This is a genomic window from Paraflavitalea sp. (assembly GCF_059502485.1).
In genome coordinates this window covers 175,859-193,386 of the sequence record NZ_JCACET010000004.1, presented here as the reverse complement: position 1 = coordinate 193,386, position 17,528 = coordinate 175,859, and the positions used below count along the sequence as shown (strand labels likewise).

Here is a 17,528-nt window from a genome sequence, read left to right as displayed (position 1 = left end):
ACCCTTCGACAGACTCAGGGTGACAACCAACTTCTCAGGGCGACAGCTTACATAAAAAAGTCCCCCCAAACCTTTCGGCCGGGGGGATGCTTTTCTTACCTCTGTTGAAACCTAACCAATTATTCTTTAATCAGCTTAACGATCATGCGTTCTTTGCTGTTAATAGTCACTTCGAGGACATACATACCAGGCTTGAGGCTGCTGCTGCCTTCCATGAGGTAGCTGTTGTTGCCAGCGCCGGCCTTCGCACTCTTACGTAATACTTCTGCACCATTCGAGTTCATCACTTTCATTACGATATAAGAGTCTTCATTGAGTTGAACGTTTACAGCGATATCATTCTTCGCAGGGTTGGGGCTCACACTTACCATCTTCAGTGAGCGTGTGTTGTACACTCTTACAATCAGGATCCTGCTGCGTGATTCGCGACCATCGAGGTCAACTTGTTTCAGGCGGTAGTAGATATCTTTCTTGTTTGCTGTGTTACGACCTACCTCGTCGATGTACTGGTAATTTTTCTTTACTGCTGAGTTAGCACCCGTCTTAACAGTACCTACTACATCCCATTTCAAACCATCCAGGCTTCTTTCTACTTCAAAGCGATCACTGTTCTGCTCGAAGTTGGTAGACCATGTCAGTTCTACGTCGCCTTTATCCTGGTACAGACCTTTGAAATCAACCAGGCTTACTGGCAATGTAGCGTTAGTGAACACGATGGTAACTGTGGCATCCTGAGAACAAGTAGGATAGTATCCAAAGTCACAAATCTTGTATTTGAAGGTGGTAGAAGAACCAGTCCAGCCAGCATTCGGTGTGAAAGTGAATGAACCGTTGGGTTGCAATACTACTGTACCGTTGGGAGACTGTTGTGTGAGGTAAGCGTCAAATGATTCGAAGTTAGGATCGGTGTCATTTAACAATACATCACCAGAAGCCGTGCGGTTGGCAGCACCGTTGAAATTATCATTATTTGCAACGGGTGCTGGGTTACAACCACCTGGATAATAAAGCGGGACATTAATTAAAAGGCTATCGATAGCGAGCCTTGTATTTCCACCTGTGCCCTGGTAATTCAGGTAAACCCTGTAAGGACCTGAAACCCATGGAGTCAAATTTTTGCTGAAAGTATATTCCTGACCAGGTACTGCCGTGCTGGGGATCTCGATACGCTCCATAGCAGGGCCTGCATTGATCAGGTCGGGAGAAGTTAAATAAATATCGATCCAACGTTTTGCGCCGGCAGGAAGCTGGTCGCTGATCTTATAGCGGAAAGAAACTGTCAGTTCACCGGGCAAATCCAGTATCTGTGAGTAGATACCAACATTTTGTGTAGCAGTAGCGCTGGTAGATACAGATACCATCGCACCATCGCCTTCGATACCAGGTGTCCAGCCACTGTTTACATCGAATCCGTTGATTACCCAGCAACGGTCTTGCAGATAACCTTTAACCTGAGCGAGTGTAGCACCGGGACGTGAGTTGAATTTTTCGTTTACCTGAGCGTTTGCTCCGATTGAGGTAGCCAATAGGCATGAGAGTACAAGGGAAGTAAAATTCCGTTTCATTTTTGTGTAAGTTTCAGAGTTTAGAATAAGTAAGTCAGTGATGAAATGCATTCATCGGTAGGCATTCAAAGGAAGGAGAATACGGTATCAAGGGAATACGAATGAGGGCATAGAAACCCACTCTGAGCTCACATAGCTATTGGAAATACTATATAGGCAAACCTTAAACAGGTTAAATACAAAACAGACTTGGAAGATTTTGGAATTTGCGCAAGAGGAATGTTCGTGTGGTCTTGCGGGTAACGGAATTATCAGAGGATGCGAGGAATTGTAGAACAAAAGTATAACGGGTTGCCGGAATATGCAAGTATTTTATAGTGATTTTTTTATGTTTTAATCTCCCGGCTTGACATAGGTTAAGTGTCACTTTTTTATGGTTTCCTAACAAATTGAGTTGTAATTTGTAATGTAATTATTTTATGTCTGTCATCATACAGGTCAACCACCTCAGCAAGCAATACAAGGAGTTAAAAGCGGTCGATGATATCTCATTTACCGTGAACCAGGGAGATGTTTACGGCTTCCTTGGCCAGAATGGCGCCGGCAAATCTACCACTATTCGTATGTTGCTCACCTTGATAGAACCTACAACGGGGAGCATTGAACTATTTGGGATGGACCTGAAGAAGCACCGCAAGGAAATTCTCAGGCAAGTGGGTGCTGTTATCGAGCGTCCCGACTTATATAAATACCTCACGGCTTACGAAAACCTCTCTCAGTTTGCCCGCATCAGCGGCGCTAAAGTGAGCCGGCAAAAGCTGATGGAACAACTGGAACAGGTAGGTTTAGCAGCCAGAGCAAACAGTAAAGTGAAGACTTTCTCACAGGGCATGAAACAGCGGCTGGGTATTGCAGTGGCGCTGATCCATGATCCGCAACTCATAATATTAGATGAGCCTACCAACGGGCTCGATCCGCAGGGGATTGCCGATGTAAGGCACCTGATCCTGCAGCTGAGTAAAGCGTATGGCAAAACTGTTCTTGTTTCTTCGCACCTGCTTTATGAGATAGAAATGACTGCTAACCGGATGATCATCATCGACAAGGGAAGGAAGGTTGCGGAAGGAGGTGTGAAGGAATTGTTCGATCCCACGAAAATGATTATACAGGTGAGTGTGGCGAATATTGCCCACACTATGGAGCAGCTGAATAATAGTTCCTGGAAAAGCTACCTGCAAGAACAGGAGCAAAATAATATACGCTTTCAGATGGATGAGCAGCAAGTGCCTGCTCTTGCTGCCGATCTCGTAAAGATGGGAGCTGCTATTACGTCCCTGCAACCTCAACATTCACTGGAAGCCTATTTCCTGGCTTTAACAACCGCCAACAGACATGTGGACTCTTTTACAAATTGAGCTGTATAAAATATTCAAACGGCCGCGTACGTACATTGCCTTTGCTGCTATTGCCGCCATCGTGTTGTTGATCCAGCTGGCCTTGTATGTGGACTCTGACACTTACATCGACCTCCTGCTCCAAACAGTGAGGTCCGAATATGCCGTTGAAGGTGATATTGCCAATGGATATTTCGTATGCTATTTTGTATTGCAAACGTTGCTGATCCATGTGCCGCTGCTTATTGCGCTTATTGGTGGCGATATGATTGCCGGAGAGGCGAACATGGGCACCCTGCGCCTGCTGGCCAGCAAACCCATCAGCCGGAGTACGTTGCTCTTTTCAAAGTTCTTAGCCAGTACTATCTATACGTTGTTATTGCTTTTGTGGATGGCATTTCTGTCTCTGGTACTCTCGATGCTGGCATTTGGCACTGGCGACCTGTTGGTGGCAAAAAGTCAGGAGATCATTATTATCAGGGAGGCTGATGTTATGTGGCGTTATTTTGCCGCCTTTGGCTTTGCAGCCATCGCTATGACTTCCGTGGCAGCGCTTTCTTTCTTCCTGTCGTTATTTGCTGAAAATTCCATCGGGCCTATCGTAGCTACTATGAGTATTGTAATTGTATTTACGATCCTCTCTACAGTTGATCTTCCGTTGTTCACGCTTATGAAGCCGTATCTCTTCACTTCGCATATGTTGGGCTGGAAGGGTTTCTTCTATAATCCGGTGCCGTATGGAAGTATATTCAAATCGGCTGCTACCCTACTATTCCATATTGTGGCATTTGTAGGCACAGCGATCTATATCTTCAAAAGGAAGGATGTTTTATCGTAATCTGTTGTAGTAATGTATTAAGCAGCGGCCAACTTACTCCGTTTACGCCTGCTGACGCCCAGCTCTTTCAGGCTGATCATTTGGCCTTTCTCCTGGTCCCATACTTTCAGGCGCAGGCAGGCAAAGATGTCTTTGGGGCTTAGCGAAGTTGTTTTAGCGGTTTGCAATTCGGGGAAATGGGCCATCACCTCAGGTAAACGGTAGAAAGGTATTTTGGAGTTGAGGTGGTGAATATGATGGTAACCAATGTTGGCGGTGAAATAATTCATTACGGGGTTCATCAGCATATAGCTGGATGATTCGAGGGCAGCTTTGTCATAAGCCCAATCCTGGTTGCTGCAAAAGGTAACGCCCGGGAAATTATGCTGTGCATAGAACAGGTAAGAACCCAATGCAAATGCGATGAGGAAAGGAACAAAGAACATCAGGAGCCAGGCTTCCCAACCCATGAATATGAATATGCATACTGCCGCTGCAATGTGTAGTATCAGAGCGATCAATGCATCGAAGTGTTTGCGGGGGCTGCTGAGGAACGAGCTTACGCACATGCCCAGCAGGAACATGGTGAAGTAACCCAATCCGATCGTCAACGGGTGACGGATAGCGAGGTAACCAATCCTTTCACCGGTGCCCATACCCAGGTATTTCTGCTTTGTGGCGATAGGGAATGAACCAATGCTGGCGCTGAATAATTTGGAGTTGTGTTTATGGTGATGATCGTGTGACCTTTTCCAGATGCTGGTGGGGGCCAGCATGTAAATGCCAAACACCGTCATGATCGCATCGCCCACTGCCGATTTGTGGAGAATGGTATGGTGCTGGTGATCGTGGTAGATCACAAACATGCGCACCAGTGACAGGCCGGCTATAATACTGCACGCAATTCTTGCTCCCAGCCAGGGCAGCAATACCGTTCCTGCCAGTGTAGCGATACACAGGCCAAGTGTCGACAGCGTATACCACCAGCTTTTCTTCCTGTCCTCTTTGGCAAACGGCTTGGTTGCGAGTATTAACTCTTTTCCACTCAGCATGTTTATTGATTTACTTTGGATGATTGGTTATTAGGTCTTTTATGTTTCCACCGGCGATGTGTCCATAGCCAGGTGTCCGGTGTTTTGATGATGTCTGCTTCCAGTCTTTTGGTGTGCGCCTCTGTAATTTCTCCTTCCTGTGTGGCATTGAATGGCGGCAATTTCAGTATATCTGCGCTTAACGTATAATATCCCCGTTTTATTTTTTTAACAGTTACATATACGATCGGGTAATTCATCTTTTGTGCGATCTTTTCCGTACCGAAGAAAACAGGTGTATCCTGGTTGAGGAACTGCATCCAGTATGCTCTATCCGGTTGTGGCGTTTGATCGGCAATAAAAGCAGTAGCTGATAAATGACTCCTGTTCTGCACCATCTCCCGGAACGTATCTTTCATGGCGATCAACTTAGTACCAAACCGCGTGCGCATTTTTATGGTTAAACTGTTAAAATGCTGATTAGCCAGGGGATGGTAGATCACGTATAATTGATGCTTACACCTAAGGCTGAAGGTGTTACCGGCCCACTCCCAATTACCCATGTGCCCCATGACGATGATGAGGCTCTTATTTTCTGCCGCAAAGTCATTGAACAGTTTTTCGGCTGCCGGTTCCATACTGCAATGTTTGAGCATGGAGGCGGGACTAATGGTGAGTGTTTTGAATGTCTCCAGGAAAAGGTCGCAGAAGTAGCGAAAAAAGCGCTTTTGGATGGCGGCAATCTCTGCTTCCGACTTCTCGGGAAATGAATTGCGCAGGTTGGTGTACACGACTTTCTTGCGGTAGCCAATGACGTAGTATAGCAACAGGAAAAAGAAGTCCGACAGCAGGTATAATGCCGGAAAAGGTAGCAGAGAGAGAAGATATATAAAGGGTAGGGCTATCCAATAGCTCAACTTGGCCAAGGTCGTTGGTTTAGTTTGTTTTAAAGGTTTGCGCTAAAGGTAACTGAATTATGCAATTGGTGATCAAATGGAAATTAAAAATAGTGTCATTTCAACGTTATATAAGCATAATGCCTTATTCATTAAACAAAGGCGCTGTGTGAATGACAACTTTCCTGGAGTGTGCCCCTATGGGATCAATAAAAAAGGGTGAGCCTCCTTTGGAAGGAGACCCACCCTCTTTTTATAAGTGAGTTCTACTAAAAACCGTATTTGGTCACACCGGGTGTTGCCACGGGGTAGAAGCCATCTGCATCAGGCAAAATGGGAGGTGCGGCAGCCCAATCGAATTGTTTGGGCATCAGGTTGAGGCCTGAATTGATTGCTTTGTCCCACTCTACTACCTGGCCGGAGTAGGTAGCCATACGGCCGAGGATGGAGGTCATGGTGCTCTTAGCGCCATTCTCAGCATCGGCAAATTTGTATTGGCCGTTGGCAATGGCTTCGAACAGCTCATCGTGCTCAGCCTGGTAGGGTTGGTTCTCTTTCGTTTTATCGAACTGGAAGAGGACTTTTCCTTTTTTATTGATGATGTTGGCTGCACCTGTCTGGATGCTTCCTTTGGTACCGATCAACAGTTCATCAACTTTACTCATAGTGCCGGGAATGTGACGGCACTGGCTGTTGAGGATAGAGCCGTCGGCATAATGGAACTCAACAAAGTGGTGGTCGAAGATCTCACCATTGTCTTTTCCTTTGCGTACCTGGCGACCACCCATACCCTGGGCTTTAATGGGGTAACCTCCTTTGAACCAGTTGATCACATCGATATTGTGAATGTGCTGTTCTGCAATATGATCGCCGCAAAGCCATACGAAGTAGTACCAGTTGCGCATCTGGTATTCCATTTCGGTTTGGCCGGGCTGGCGTTTGTTTACCCATACGCCATCGTTGTTCCACCAGGCTTGTGCTGAAGTGATATCTCCGATGAGGTCTTTCTTTTTAAACAACTCGCGGTAGCTGGTTTGGTAGTGACGTTGGAGGCCTACTACCACGTTCAGCTTCTTGGCTTTTGCCTGTTCGGCAGCGGCCAGTACTTTCTGTACACCGGCAGGATCGGTTGCTACCGGTTTTTCCATGAATATGTGTTTGCCTTGTTTAACGGCTTCTTCAAAGTGAATGGGCCTGAAGCCGGGAGGCGTTGCCAGGATCACCACATCGGCCAGGGGAATGGCTTTCAGGTATCCGTCGAAGCCTACAAACTTCCTGTCTTCGGGAACGTCTACGCGGTCTTTCACGCTTTTATCGCCCGATTTGGAAGTGGCTGTCAAAGAATTATAACACTTGTCCAACCGGTCTTTGAAGGCATCGGCCATCGCTACCAGTTTTACATTTTGTTTGGTGAGCAAAGCTTGCATAGCGGCGCCGGTACCCCGGCCACCACAGCCTACCAGCGCTACTTTGATGACATCATCAGCGCCGGAGAAATAATTGGCTTTGGAAAATAGAGGTGCGGCGATCAATCCGCCGGCTATCAGCGACGACTGTTTCACAAAATCACGCCGGGAAGACTGGTTGGGTGCATCTTTACGCATGGTTGTTTGTTTTATAAATGGAGCAATCTAATTACCAAGATATTTTTTATAGAACGCTTCTGCTTCTTCGGCAGTGGGCGCTTTCAGCGGCCTTACGAGGCGGAACCCTACCGACATCCCATCTGTGAGCCACCATTTGCTTTTGGGTATCTGTGGATCACGTTTGTTCCAGGAAGGATCGGATTTGCCACGGCTGGCGCTGCGCAATGCTTCCGGCTTGTCGAGGTATCCACCGCCACGCACGGTTTTAGGGTACACATCTTCTGCTACAGAAGAAGGGTCGGTTGTACCATCTGCCAGCGTGCTCAGCAATTTCTCATCGTATTGATCCAGGGTCCACTCGGCCACATTGCCCAGTATATCATAGAGTCCCCAGGCGTTGGGCTTCTTCTGCCCCACTTTCTGGTACTTGTTCTTACTATTGACGTTTAACCAGGCGTAATCCTTTAGTTGTTTTGGGTCATTTCCAAAATAATATGCTGTAGTGCTACCGGCGCGGGCTGCGTACTCCCACTCTGCTTCTGTAGGCAACCGGTAAAACATGCCTGTTTTTTTATATAACCACCGGCAATACATGAGGGCTGTACGATGCGACATGCTATTGACGGGGAAACCGCCTTGCTTGCCCATGCCCCAGCTGAGGTCGATGTACTGCGGTGTTGGCCTAGTTACCACATCTACTTCTGAATTACGGCTGGTGCTTTCGTCGTTAAAGAACAACAGGAATTCATCATATGTTACTTCGTGCGTGCCCATCCAGAATGCGCTCACCTTAATTGTCTTTTGTGGTCCTTCGTCGGCCAATCTTCCTTTTTCTGCAGCGGGGCTGCCCATCAGGAACTGGCCTTCGGCAATAGGCGTCATTTTGAACATGATAGACGAACCAGGGATCGTCGTTTCATAAGGCGCGAAATTAGTTGCTTGTTGTGCGGAGGCTACTATCGTTGCTGTAGCTGAAATAGTGAATAACACCAGTCTTTTCACTCTTATATATGTTTTAAGTGCTCGAAAGATAAGAAAATAATCCTACATCCCTCTTCCTAAACTATATCTGTCAGGTAGAGAAATCGATTGCACAAAAATAATTTCCATGCAACAGGTAATTGATGTTAAATTTATCCAAACACTCAGAACATGAAACGTCGACAATTTATGCGTAATTCCCTGTTCACCGGCGCCTCTCTGGCAGCATCTGCCACTGTATTGGGTAAGTCGGATGAGCAGACGGATACCCTAACGAATGCTGAAAAAACATTTAACCTTGACTATGCTTTCCATGATGGAATGTTCAAGAACCTTGGTGGTGCTGATTTCATTGATCAGATAAAGTTTGCGCACAGCATGGGCTTCCGCTCCATTGAAGATAATGGTATGATGGGCCGGACTCCGGAGATGCAAAAGAAGATCGGTGAAACACTTGCTTCGCTCGGTATGCGTATGGGTGTTTTCGTGGTTACCTCCGATAGCTGGCACTGGAAAATGTCGCTCACTACTGGCAAACAGGAGTGGATCGACAGAATGATCAAGGACTGTAAAGAAACAGTAGAAGTGGCCAAACGCTGTGGCGCCAAATGGGTGACTGTAGTACCCGGCAACTATGATCGCAGTCTTTCTTTTGAATACCAAACTGCCAATGTGATCAACGCTTTGCGCAAGGCCAGCGCTATCCTCGAGCCTCACGGCTTGGTAATGGTATTGGAAGCATTGAGCGATAACCCTGATCTGTTCCTGCGCCATTCGGATCAAACGTATATGATCTGTCAGGCAGTAGGCAGCCCCAGCTGCAAGTTCCTGTTCGACATGTATCACATGCAGCGTAATGAAGGCGATATTATCAATAACCTCAATAGGTCATGGGATGAGATCGGGTATCTGCAGATTGGCGATAACCCCGGCCGTAAGGAGCCTACTACCGGTGAGATGAACTATAAGAACATCTTTAAACATATTCACGCCAAGGGTTATAAGGGCATCCTGGGTATGGAGCATGGTAATGCCAAGCCGGGTAAGGATGGTGAGACTGCGTTGATCAAGGCTTACAGAGAGTCGGACAGTTTTCTTTAGTTGAAAAGTTAATAAGTTGACGAGTTGACTTGGCAGTTGACAGGTTAACGGGTTGAAAGGTTGATAAGTTGGGAACGTTCCCCTTATCAACCTTTTAACTTTTAAACCTATCAACTGATCACTAACTTTGTGGTCTATGCAAGCAATTCTCAAACCGCTGGCGTTGGCAGGAGCGCTTATCCTGACCGCCTTCTTTTCCGTTGCCCAGGAAGCAAATGCCGTTATTAAAAAAGTGAAGGACAAACTGGCTACGGTGAAGGATTACCAGGCTGATGGGATCATGAAAACGGATGTGTCGTTTATTAAGATCCCCGAATCCAAAGTGGTGATCTATTATAAGCACCCGGACAAGTTCAGGGTGAAAAAGCAGGATGGTATTGCCATCGTGCCCAAGGGTGGGTCGAATGTAAACCTGGGAAGCCTGTTTGTGAATGATAACTACACGGCAGTACCCGCTGGCAAGAATACAGTAGCAGGCGTAGCAGTCAGCGTTATCAAGCTGCTGCCGCTCGATGAAAAGAGTGATGTGGTAGTAGCTACCTTGTATATCGATGAAACGCAATCGCTGATCAGGAAGGCTGTCATCACCAGTCGCAGTGGTGGCACCTATGAAATGGAGATGATGTATGGCAAGTACTCCAACTGGGGATTGCCTGATAAAGTGGTGTTCAGCTTCAATACTAAAGATTACAAACTGCCCAAGGGCCTTGCCTTCGATTATGATATGGGGGAAAAACCTCAGGCTGCTTCTACTGATAAAGAGCAGAAGGGCAAGCTGGAGATCAGCTACTCGAATTATGCAGTGAATAAGGGGATTGCGGATAGTGTGTTTAAGTAGTGAGTGCGGGTTGATGCGCCTACAGATGTACCGGAGAAGCCGGTGAAAGTAGTAAAAAAGAAAGCAGTGAAGGAAGTAGCTAAGAAGGTGGCAAAAAAGAAAAGAGCCCAATAAAAAAGGCCCCTTTGAGGGGCCAAATATATTATCCTTGAACGGGAGTAAACGCTTATTTTGTTAAAGACTTCTTCACCTTCCTTACAAAATCCTCTGTAACCTCAGCTAAACTGGCAATTTTGCTTATTGTAAACTTGGTATTGCCTAAAAGATATTTTACAAAAGGTTCTTTACCTTTTTTCACTCCATACTTGTAGAAAATGTCGTTTTCTGGTTTTATAAGTCCTGCAATGCTGTCCATGATGCTTTCAATTTCTGGTTCTAAGTTACGCAATTGTGCTAATATGCGCAATTGCTGTATATGTCGTTGTTTTGAAAAGTCTCCTTCCGAGGCGTCAATGACCTGTTTTACAATGCTTTCTATTGCCTGCGAATGGTTTCCTTCTCCAAAGTTCGCTAGAATGGCCAGCATTTTTTCCTCCGGCTTATCCGAGCTAAGTAATAAATGATAATCAACCGCCGATAGGGCTATCAGCCGGTATTTGAATTTCATTTGTTCTGAGTGAATATGGTCCTTCATAAGGGGCAGGGTGGCGCCTATATAAATAACATATTGCCGTACCCGAAGCTGGTATTTCCGCAGCAGCATGATATAATATTCCGCCATCCGGAAGGCCATTTCCCGCTCGTCCTTTACCTGCAATTCAATATGCAGTACAAAGGTTTCATCATTGGTGTCGGTCACTTTTTTAAGCACATCCGGCTTTCTCTCCTTGGTATGCTGTATATCATCTGGCAGCTCTTCCGTATACCTGGCATGAATGCCCAGCAGGTTTCTTATCAATCCCGGCAATGCAGCTTCCAGGTTTTCACGGAGTATCTTGTCATATTGATTGGTCTGCTGGTTATGGAGTTTACTCTTTTTACTATTGGATTTTACTTTTGTCATATTTATCAAGCAATCTTTTGACAAGGGGACCCGGTTAACATACGAAGAATTGCCTGATGAAGATTCTGCCTCACCTTATTGCCTTTACCAATAAAGTAAAAGGCTGTCTCCCATGTTTGCAAAAACGGGAGACAGCCTCTTTTCGTTAGAGTCTGGCCGCTTTGAGCGGCCTGACTGGTTCGTTATTCGTCGTCGGTTTCGGACATTTCGATTGCTTCGTCAACGGCATTGGCGAGGATCACGGATGTCATTTTCTTCAGCGGGTTCTTGCGGTACTCGGCATATCCGTGGCGCTGGTTGATGATATCGATGCACTCATAGATCGCTGTGAGGAAGGATGAGTGGTCGGCTTTGTTCTTACCGGCAATATCAAACGCAGTTCCGTGATCGGGAGAGGTGCGGATGCCCGGCAGTCCGGCTGTATAGTTTATGCCTTCGCCCAATGCCAGTGATTTGAAAGGTATTAATCCCTGGTCATGATACATGGCCAGCACGGCATCGAATCTTGCATACTGACGGCGGGCAAAGAACGCATCGGCGCTGTAAGGCCCAAACACCATCATATTGCGCTTGGCGTCTTTGATAGCGGGCTTGATGATCTCTTCTTCTTCTTTACCGATCAGTCCTTCGTCGCCGGCATGGGGGTTCAATCCCAGTACGGCGATCTTCGGCTTGTCGATACCAAAATCCTTGATCAAGGATTGGTTGAGAATATTCAGTTTGGATACGATACGCTCACGGGTAATGTGCTGGGCTGCTTCGCGCAGGGGCACATGTTCAGTAACCAGCCCTACGCGGAAATCGCCCGCCACCATCAGCATCACCACGTCGTTCACACCATATACATGTTTGAGGTAGGGCGTGTGGCCGGTGAACTGGAATTCGGCTGATTGTGTATTTTTCTTATGGATGGGAGCTGTTACCAGTCCCTGTATTTTATTTTCTTTGAGTGCCTGTACGGCCATGGTCAGCGACTTGATGGCATACTTGCCGCCTATATCGGAGAGCTGACCGGGGTTGATGCCTATTTCTTCTTCCCAGCAGTTGAAGATATTGACCTGCTTGGGGGTAATGCGGTTCAGCTCTTTTATGCTTTGGTAATTGAAGTTGAGGTCGGGCAGGCCCTTGCGGTAGAAATTGATGACTTTATTGGAAGCAAAAATAACAGGGGTGCACAGTTCGAGGATACGGTGATCTGAGAAGGTCTTTATGATCAGCTCAGTTCCAATGCCATTCAGATCGCCGATAGAGATACCGATTACCGGTTTTTGTTGCGGTGCATTCATAATTCTTGATTCAGAACGGCTAAAGTACGAAGAAACTTACCTTTGCGGCATGTATACGCTCAAAAAGTCACTTGGCCAGCATTTTTTAAAGGATGAGAATATCAGCCGCAGGATCGTGCAGGAGCTTCAGCAGCATCCTTTTCAGCAGCTGCTGGAGGTAGGGCCGGGTGGCGGAGCGCTTACCAAATACCTCATCGAGCTGCAAGGTATCGATCTAAAATGTGTGGAGCTGGACGATGAAAAGGTAGCCTGGCTGCAGCAACAGTATCCTGTGTTGCAAGGCAAGATCATTCACCAGAGCATCCTCGATATAGCTGCTCCTTTTGAAGGTAAGTTTACCGTGGTGGGTAATTTCCCCTACAATATTTCTTCTCAGATCCTTTTCAAGATGCTCGACTGGAAGGAACAAATTGAATCCATGACAGGCATGTTCCAGAAAGAGGTGGCGCAACGGGTAGCTGCGAAGGAAGGCTCCAAAGTATATGGGGTAACCAGCGTGCTGGTACAGGCATTTTTTAAAGTGGAGTATCTGTTTGAGGTGGATGAGCAGGCTTTTAACCCGCCGCCCAAGGTGAAGAGTGCGGTCATCCGCCTGCTACCGCTGGCCGAGCCGGTGGCCATGAAAAGTGAAAAAGCCTTGTTTGCAGTGGTGAAAGCGGGCTTTAATCAACGCCGTAAAACCTTGCGTAATGCCGTGAAGGGTCTCTTCTCCGCGGAGGTGTTACAGGATGAAATATTCAATAAACGGGCTGAACAGTTGTCGGTGCAGGATTTTGCGGCACTGACGTTTAGAATGGGTTGATAGGTTGGAAGGTTGACGAGTTGAAAGGGAAAACCTGTGAGATGTGGCGCCTTTCGGGCGCAAAGCCAGAGGCTTTGAAATACCCGTCACCAGCCAGAGGCTGGCGACTGTGGGGTGATAGGTTGTTTAAAACCAGTCTGGCCGCCTGGAGCGGCCTGACAGTTTTTATAACACTTTCTCCATTATATAATGTGGGATGGAAACTTCTTCGAACTGGTCGCCGCTGATCTGGTAGCCGAGTTTTTCGTAAAAGCCGACGGCTGTTTGGCGGGCGTGCATGGTTATTCTGCGGAAGCCACGGTCGCGGGCGATGTTTTCAGCGAATTGCATCAGTGCTTTGCCAATTCCTTTTCCCTGGAGGTTGTTCAATACCGCCATCTGGCGTAACCGAACGGTAGTGGGTTCTTCGGTAATGAGCATGCAACAGCCCAGTATTTTTTCCTCCTCAAAGGCGGCTATCAAAATTTCGGTCTTTTCCTTTTCTAATTCTTCCGGGGTAAAGCTAAGGCCAAGTGGTTTGCGGAGGATGTCATTCCGCAATTGGACCATTTGCTGGTATTCTTTCGTACCGTGATCAATGATTTTGAGAGCCATGCGAGCGTATTTGAGTGGTGTTTCGGTCGCTGCAATATAAGGATTTACCCTTTAACAGCAGTCCCTATATATTAAAAATTAAACTGATAACAGTCATTTAAGGATAAGGGATAGTCAGTTTTCTATCATTATAAATGACGGGCCAGACCGTATTATATTGTATCGATGGAGGGTGTCAGTAGATAACTATAGTGCCCGCGGGCATTGAATTTGCCGGAAATCGATGCCGGATAGTACTACAAATCATTGAAACTAAAAAATATCGGAAGCATAATTAAAAACCAGTGATTTATTGTCATTATTCCAAAATCTATATTTTTGCAGCCGTAACTAAACTTTACAAAAATGTCAGACATTGCAACCAGAGTAAAAAAGATCATTGTTGATAAGTTAGGTGTAGAAGAAGCAGAGGTTACCAATGAGGCTTCTTTCACCAATGATTTAGGTGCCGATTCACTGGACACCGTAGAACTGATCATGGAGTTTGAAAAAGAATTCAACATCTCCATCCCTGATGAGCAAGCTGAGACCATCACTACTGTTGGCCAGGCTATCGCTTACTTAGAAGAGCATGCAAAGTAATCTGGACTTTTGTTCAGGTGTAATAAATTAAATCCGCCCTTCGATAGCTATGTACGCCCCGAAGGCGGATTTGTTACTTAAAAAACTTCCAAACTTCCGGACAAGAATCCTATGCAATTAAAACGCGTTGTTGTAACAGGTATTGGCGCATTGACTCCATTAGGAAACAGCTTACAAGATTATTGGAACGGCCTTATGAATGGCGTATCCGGTGCAGATTTCATTACTTTATTTGATGCGTCGAAATTCAAGACCCGATTTGCTTGTGAGCTGAAAGGGTTTGACCCGTTACAATACCTCGATAAAAAGGAAGCCCGGAAGCTTGACCGCTTTACGCAGATCGCCCTCGCCTCCAGCGACCAGGCTGTAACCGATGCCGGTATTAATAAAGAGACCATGAATCCCGATCGTATCGGCGTGGTTTTCGCCAGTGGTATCGGTGGTCTTATCACCTTCCAGGAAGAAGTTATCAACTTTGCCAAGGGCGATGGTACCCCCCGGTACAATCCCTTCTTCATTCCCAAAATGATCCTGGACATTGCAGCTGGTCATATTTCCATGCGCCATGGCTTCAGGGGTCCCAACTTCGCTGTTGTAAGCGCCTGCGCTTCTTCTACCAACGCTATTATGGAAGCGTTCAACCTCATTCGTCTCAACAAAGCTGATATTATTCTGGCCGGTGGCTCAGAAGCGGTGATCAGCGAGTCGGGCGTAGGTGGTTTCAACGCCATGAAAGCGATGAGTGAGCGAAATGACGATCCTAAAACGGCCAGCCGCCCTTATGATAAAGACCGCGACGGTTTTATTATGGGAGAAGCTGCCGGCGCACTGATACTGGAAGACCTGGAGCACGCGCTTGCACGCGGCGCCAAGATCTATTGTGAAATTGCGGGTTGCGGCGCTACTGCCGATGCCCACCACGTAACAGCCCCTCACCCTGAAGGTTTAGGCGCTAAAAATGTAATGCTTTCTGCCCTCGATGATGCAGGTATGAAACCCGAGGATATTGATTATATCAATACTCACGGTACTTCCACCCCGCTGGGAGATGTAGCCGAGGTGAAAGCTATTACCGACGTTTTTGGTGAACACGCCTATAAAATCAATATCAGTTCTACAAAGTCCATGACCGGCCACTGCCTGGGAGCAGCTGGCGTGGTAGAGGCTATTGCCTGTATCATGAGTGTCAGAGAGGACATGGTACCACCTACGATTAACCACTTCACTGACGATCCCGAATTAGATCCACGTCTTAATTTTACCTTTGAAAAACCTCAGAAACGACTTGTGCGCGCTGCCTTAAGTAATACATTCGGTTTTGGCGGTCACAACGCTTGTGTGATTGTTAAAAAGTACTAAAAAGCACGCTGCATAATTTTTCTACAACCTTGTTCGTTGTTTGGTATATTGTAGTACCAAACCAGAAGCCCTTTACCTATATTGAATTTTTTGGCTTAAAGAAAAAAATGTAGCTTGACGATCGTGGGAATCCTGGACCGATTTATTGGCAAGGAAAGTAATATTGCTTTCAAGAAGAATCTTCGTAATGTGCTGGGGTTTACACCCGGCAAAACTGCTTTGTACCAGGCCGCTCTTACGCACCGCTCTGTACGTGATAGTGCAGACGAAAATAATGAGCGCCTCGAATATCTTGGCGATGCCATCCTGAGTGGTATCGTGGCCGATTTCCTCTTCAAGAAATATCCTTACAAAGAAGAAGGCTTCCTCACTGAGATGCGGAGTAAGATGGTGAACCGTAATAAGCTCAATGAGATCGCCATCAAGATGGGCTTAAAGAAGATCACTTTCTATAATAAGTTTGACAATTCTCTTAAGATGAGCCAGATCTTCGGCAACACGCTGGAAGCTGTGGTAGGCGCCATCTATCTCGATAAGGGTTTTGTAAAGACAAAGAAATGGGTACTGGAATGTATCATCATCCCTCACTTATACATGGAAGATCTCGAGGCACTGGAGATCAACCACAAGAATAAGCTGTACGGCTGGGCCAATAAAAATGGCAAGAACCTCGAATTTGAAACGCTGGATGAGCGTATCGAGGGTGGCCGTCGTCTCTTCACCATTGGCGCCGTAGTGGATGGTGCGCTCCTGGCCGAAGGCAAGGCGTATAATAAGAAGGACGCCAGCCAGATCGCCGCCGCCATCGCCATCGACAAACTTGGCCTCAACAAGGTTGAAGGTGAAGAAGAATAATAAATAACAGCTGTTAGTCTTTAGCGCTTAGCTGTTAGCGCTTTTACTCCGTCTGCTGATAACCTCCCTTCCCAATCGCTAAAAGCTAATACCCAACGGCTAATGCCTCTTCTTTAATCTTGTTTTAATAAAATAATCGCCCTTTTGCTAATCTGTTGATTACGTGGTTTTCGTAAGTAAAGGGAATCCCCTACCGGCATGCCGGGTAGGGTTTGTTGCTTAAATAAGTTTGATTAGGATTCCTTATTAGATCACCACGCAAAACGGGACATTATGGGCAGCACAGACACAAAGATCAAAGGTTATGATTATGGTAAGGCAGGAACATCACCCGTTACATTACACGACCTGGAACTATTGAAAGCCACAGTGTTGTTTACACCGGCTGATGAAGAGAACCTACGCAAAGGAGGAGAGATATTAATAGAAAAGGCCGACGCTATCATGGATATCTGGTATGAGATGATCGGCAGCCACCCTCACCTGTTGCATTATTTTAGTAGAAATAATATGGCAAATCTGGAATATCTTACAGCGGTAAGAATGCGCTTCATCCAATGGGTTAAAGATGTTTGCCTTCGCCCTTTTGATCAGACCTGGCTGAATTACCAATACGAAATAGGGCTGCGCCACCATAAGCTGAAAAAGAATAAAACGGATGAAGTAGAGGCCCCGCCGATTGTCCATTATCGCTATATCACCGCATTCATATATCCTATCACAGTTACTGTCAAACCACTGCTGGCCAGCAAAGGTCATGCACCGGAGGAAGTGGAAGCTATGCACCAGGCATGGTTCAAAGCGGTTGTGCTTACAGCAGTATTGATGACGTACCCTTATATACGCGCCGGAGAGTTTTAACCGGTTACCTGTTTACAAACCGGGTATACCTTATTCT

At 46.4% G+C, this 17,528-nt stretch carries 17 protein-coding genes; 9 read left to right on the top strand and 8 right to left on the bottom strand.

Features of this window, described 5'->3' with window-relative positions; all coding sequences use genetic code 11:
- Positions 1–119: 119 nt before the first annotated feature.
- Positions 120–1,565 carry an Ig-like domain-containing protein gene (locus tag AC5JBY_RS00840; RefSeq protein WP_495902638.1) on the bottom strand — a complete coding sequence of 482 codons (1,446 nt, stop codon included), beginning with the start codon at positions 1,563–1,565 and terminating at the stop codon, positions 120–122.
- 419 nt (positions 1,566–1,984) lie between these two features.
- Here AC5JBY_RS00840 and AC5JBY_RS00835 point away from each other — a divergent pair, with 419 nt between their 5' ends.
- Positions 1,985–2,920: an ABC transporter ATP-binding protein gene (locus AC5JBY_RS00835; protein ID WP_495902637.1), complete on the top strand. Its 936-nt coding sequence runs from the start codon at positions 1,985–1,987 to the stop codon at positions 2,918–2,920.
- Positions 2,898–3,737, top strand: coding sequence for an ABC transporter permease (locus AC5JBY_RS00830; protein ID WP_495902636.1), 840 nt, complete (start codon positions 2,898–2,900; stop codon positions 3,735–3,737). Before AC5JBY_RS00835 ends, AC5JBY_RS00830 begins: the two co-directional genes overlap by 23 nt.
- 17 nt (positions 3,738–3,754) lie before the next feature.
- Here AC5JBY_RS00830 and AC5JBY_RS00825 read toward each other — a convergent pair whose 3' ends face one another.
- From AC5JBY_RS00825 to AC5JBY_RS00810, 4 genes are all read right to left on the bottom strand, one after another.
- Positions 3,755–4,768 carry a fatty acid desaturase family protein gene (locus tag AC5JBY_RS00825; RefSeq protein WP_495902635.1) on the bottom strand — a complete coding sequence of 338 codons (1,014 nt, stop codon included), beginning with the start codon at positions 4,766–4,768 and terminating at the stop codon, positions 3,755–3,757.
- A 2-nt stretch (positions 4,769–4,770) separates the two neighbouring features.
- On the bottom strand, positions 4,771–5,673 hold the full coding sequence (locus tag AC5JBY_RS00820) for a lysophospholipid acyltransferase family protein (protein ID WP_495902634.1): 903 nt from the start codon (positions 5,671–5,673) through the stop codon (positions 4,771–4,773).
- 239 nt (positions 5,674–5,912) lie between these two features.
- Positions 5,913–7,247: a Gfo/Idh/MocA family protein gene (locus tag AC5JBY_RS00815; RefSeq protein ID WP_495902633.1), complete on the bottom strand. Its 1,335-nt coding sequence runs from the start codon at positions 7,245–7,247 to the stop codon at positions 5,913–5,915.
- 27 nt (positions 7,248–7,274) lie between these two features.
- Positions 7,275–8,231: a formylglycine-generating enzyme family protein gene (locus AC5JBY_RS00810; RefSeq protein ID WP_495902632.1), complete on the bottom strand. Its 957-nt coding sequence runs from the start codon at positions 8,229–8,231 to the stop codon at positions 7,275–7,277.
- Between the two features lie 150 nt (positions 8,232–8,381).
- Here AC5JBY_RS00810 and AC5JBY_RS00805 point away from each other — a divergent pair, with 150 nt between their 5' ends.
- Positions 8,382–9,311, top strand: coding sequence for a hydroxypyruvate isomerase family protein (locus AC5JBY_RS00805; protein ID WP_495902631.1), 930 nt, complete (start codon positions 8,382–8,384; stop codon positions 9,309–9,311).
- A gap of 136 nt (positions 9,312–9,447) precedes the next feature.
- On the top strand, positions 9,448–10,149 hold the full coding sequence (locus AC5JBY_RS00800; RefSeq protein ID WP_495902630.1) for a LolA family protein: 702 nt from the start codon (positions 9,448–9,450) through the stop codon (positions 10,147–10,149).
- Positions 10,150–10,315: 166 nt separating this feature from the next.
- Here AC5JBY_RS00800 and AC5JBY_RS00795 read toward each other — a convergent pair whose 3' ends face one another.
- Both AC5JBY_RS00795 and pdxA read right to left on the bottom strand, forming a co-directional pair.
- Positions 10,316–11,152, bottom strand: coding sequence for a hypothetical protein (locus tag AC5JBY_RS00795; RefSeq protein ID WP_495902629.1), 837 nt, complete (start codon positions 11,150–11,152; stop codon positions 10,316–10,318).
- A 182-nt stretch (positions 11,153–11,334) separates the two neighbouring features.
- Complete coding sequence (gene pdxA, locus AC5JBY_RS00790; RefSeq protein ID WP_495902628.1) at positions 11,335–12,438, bottom strand: 4-hydroxythreonine-4-phosphate dehydrogenase PdxA; 1,104 nt, start codon at positions 12,436–12,438, stop codon at positions 11,335–11,337.
- Between the two features lie 49 nt (positions 12,439–12,487).
- Here pdxA and rsmA point away from each other — a divergent pair, with 49 nt between their 5' ends.
- Complete coding sequence (gene rsmA, locus AC5JBY_RS00785) at positions 12,488–13,240, top strand: 16S rRNA (adenine(1518)-N(6)/adenine(1519)-N(6))-dimethyltransferase RsmA (protein WP_495902627.1); 753 nt, start codon at positions 12,488–12,490, stop codon at positions 13,238–13,240.
- A gap of 165 nt (positions 13,241–13,405) precedes the next feature.
- Here the strand turns inward: rsmA and AC5JBY_RS00780 are convergent, their stop codons facing one another.
- A complete protein-coding gene (locus AC5JBY_RS00780; RefSeq protein WP_495902626.1) occupies positions 13,406–13,834 on the bottom strand; it encodes a GNAT family N-acetyltransferase in 429 nt (142 codons plus the stop codon).
- 345 nt (positions 13,835–14,179) lie between these two features.
- On the opposite strand from AC5JBY_RS00780, the gene AC5JBY_RS00775 reads away from it, so the two are divergent.
- The 4 genes from AC5JBY_RS00775 (at position 14,180) to AC5JBY_RS00760 (ending at position 17,491) form a co-directional block, all read left to right on the top strand.
- Positions 14,180–14,416, top strand: coding sequence for an acyl carrier protein (locus tag AC5JBY_RS00775; protein WP_038103191.1), 237 nt, complete (start codon positions 14,180–14,182; stop codon positions 14,414–14,416).
- 111 nt (positions 14,417–14,527) lie between these two features.
- Positions 14,528–15,775: a beta-ketoacyl-ACP synthase II gene (gene fabF / locus AC5JBY_RS00770; protein WP_495902625.1), complete on the top strand. Its 1,248-nt coding sequence runs from the start codon at positions 14,528–14,530 to the stop codon at positions 15,773–15,775.
- Positions 15,776–15,898: 123 nt separating this feature from the next.
- Complete coding sequence (locus tag AC5JBY_RS00765; RefSeq protein WP_495902991.1) at positions 15,899–16,630, top strand: ribonuclease III family protein; 732 nt, start codon at positions 15,899–15,901, stop codon at positions 16,628–16,630.
- 273 nt (positions 16,631–16,903) lie between these two features.
- On the top strand, positions 16,904–17,491 hold the full coding sequence (locus tag AC5JBY_RS00760) for a protoglobin domain-containing protein (protein ID WP_495902624.1): 588 nt from the start codon (positions 16,904–16,906) through the stop codon (positions 17,489–17,491).
- The last annotated feature ends 37 nt before the right edge of the window (positions 17,492–17,528 follow it).

What these genes read in the sequence shown, in the direction of transcription:
- AC5JBY_RS00760 (WP_495902624.1), top strand. Translation starts at nt 16,904, where the DNA reads ATGGGCAGCACAGACACAAAGATCAAAGGTTATGATTATGGTAAGGCA.
- pdxA (WP_495902628.1), bottom strand. Translation starts at nt 12,438, where the DNA reads ATGAATGCACCGCAACAAAAACCGGTAATCGGTATCTCTATCGGCGAT.
- AC5JBY_RS00780 (WP_495902626.1), bottom strand. Translation starts at nt 13,834, where the DNA reads ATGGCTCTCAAAATCATTGATCACGGTACGAAAGAATACCAGCAAATG.
- rsmA (WP_495902627.1), top strand. Translation starts at nt 12,488, where the DNA reads ATGTATACGCTCAAAAAGTCACTTGGCCAGCATTTTTTAAAGGATGAG.
- AC5JBY_RS00805 (WP_495902631.1), top strand. Translation starts at nt 8,382, where the DNA reads ATGAAACGTCGACAATTTATGCGTAATTCCCTGTTCACCGGCGCCTCT.
- AC5JBY_RS00825 (WP_495902635.1), bottom strand. Translation starts at nt 4,768, where the DNA reads ATGCTGAGTGGAAAAGAGTTAATACTCGCAACCAAGCCGTTTGCCAAA.
- AC5JBY_RS00840 (WP_495902638.1), bottom strand. Translation starts at nt 1,565, where the DNA reads ATGAAACGGAATTTTACTTCCCTTGTACTCTCATGCCTATTGGCTACC.
- fabF (WP_495902625.1), top strand. Translation starts at nt 14,528, where the DNA reads ATGCAATTAAAACGCGTTGTTGTAACAGGTATTGGCGCATTGACTCCA.
- AC5JBY_RS00815 (WP_495902633.1), bottom strand. Translation starts at nt 7,247, where the DNA reads ATGCGTAAAGATGCACCCAACCAGTCTTCCCGGCGTGATTTTGTGAAA.
- AC5JBY_RS00835 (WP_495902637.1), top strand. Translation starts at nt 1,985, where the DNA reads ATGTCTGTCATCATACAGGTCAACCACCTCAGCAAGCAATACAAGGAG.
- AC5JBY_RS00795 (WP_495902629.1), bottom strand. Translation starts at nt 11,152, where the DNA reads ATGACAAAAGTAAAATCCAATAGTAAAAAGAGTAAACTCCATAACCAG.
- AC5JBY_RS00800 (WP_495902630.1), top strand. Translation starts at nt 9,448, where the DNA reads ATGCAAGCAATTCTCAAACCGCTGGCGTTGGCAGGAGCGCTTATCCTG.
- AC5JBY_RS00775 (WP_038103191.1), top strand. Translation starts at nt 14,180, where the DNA reads ATGTCAGACATTGCAACCAGAGTAAAAAAGATCATTGTTGATAAGTTA.
- AC5JBY_RS00830 (WP_495902636.1), top strand. Translation starts at nt 2,898, where the DNA reads ATGTGGACTCTTTTACAAATTGAGCTGTATAAAATATTCAAACGGCCG.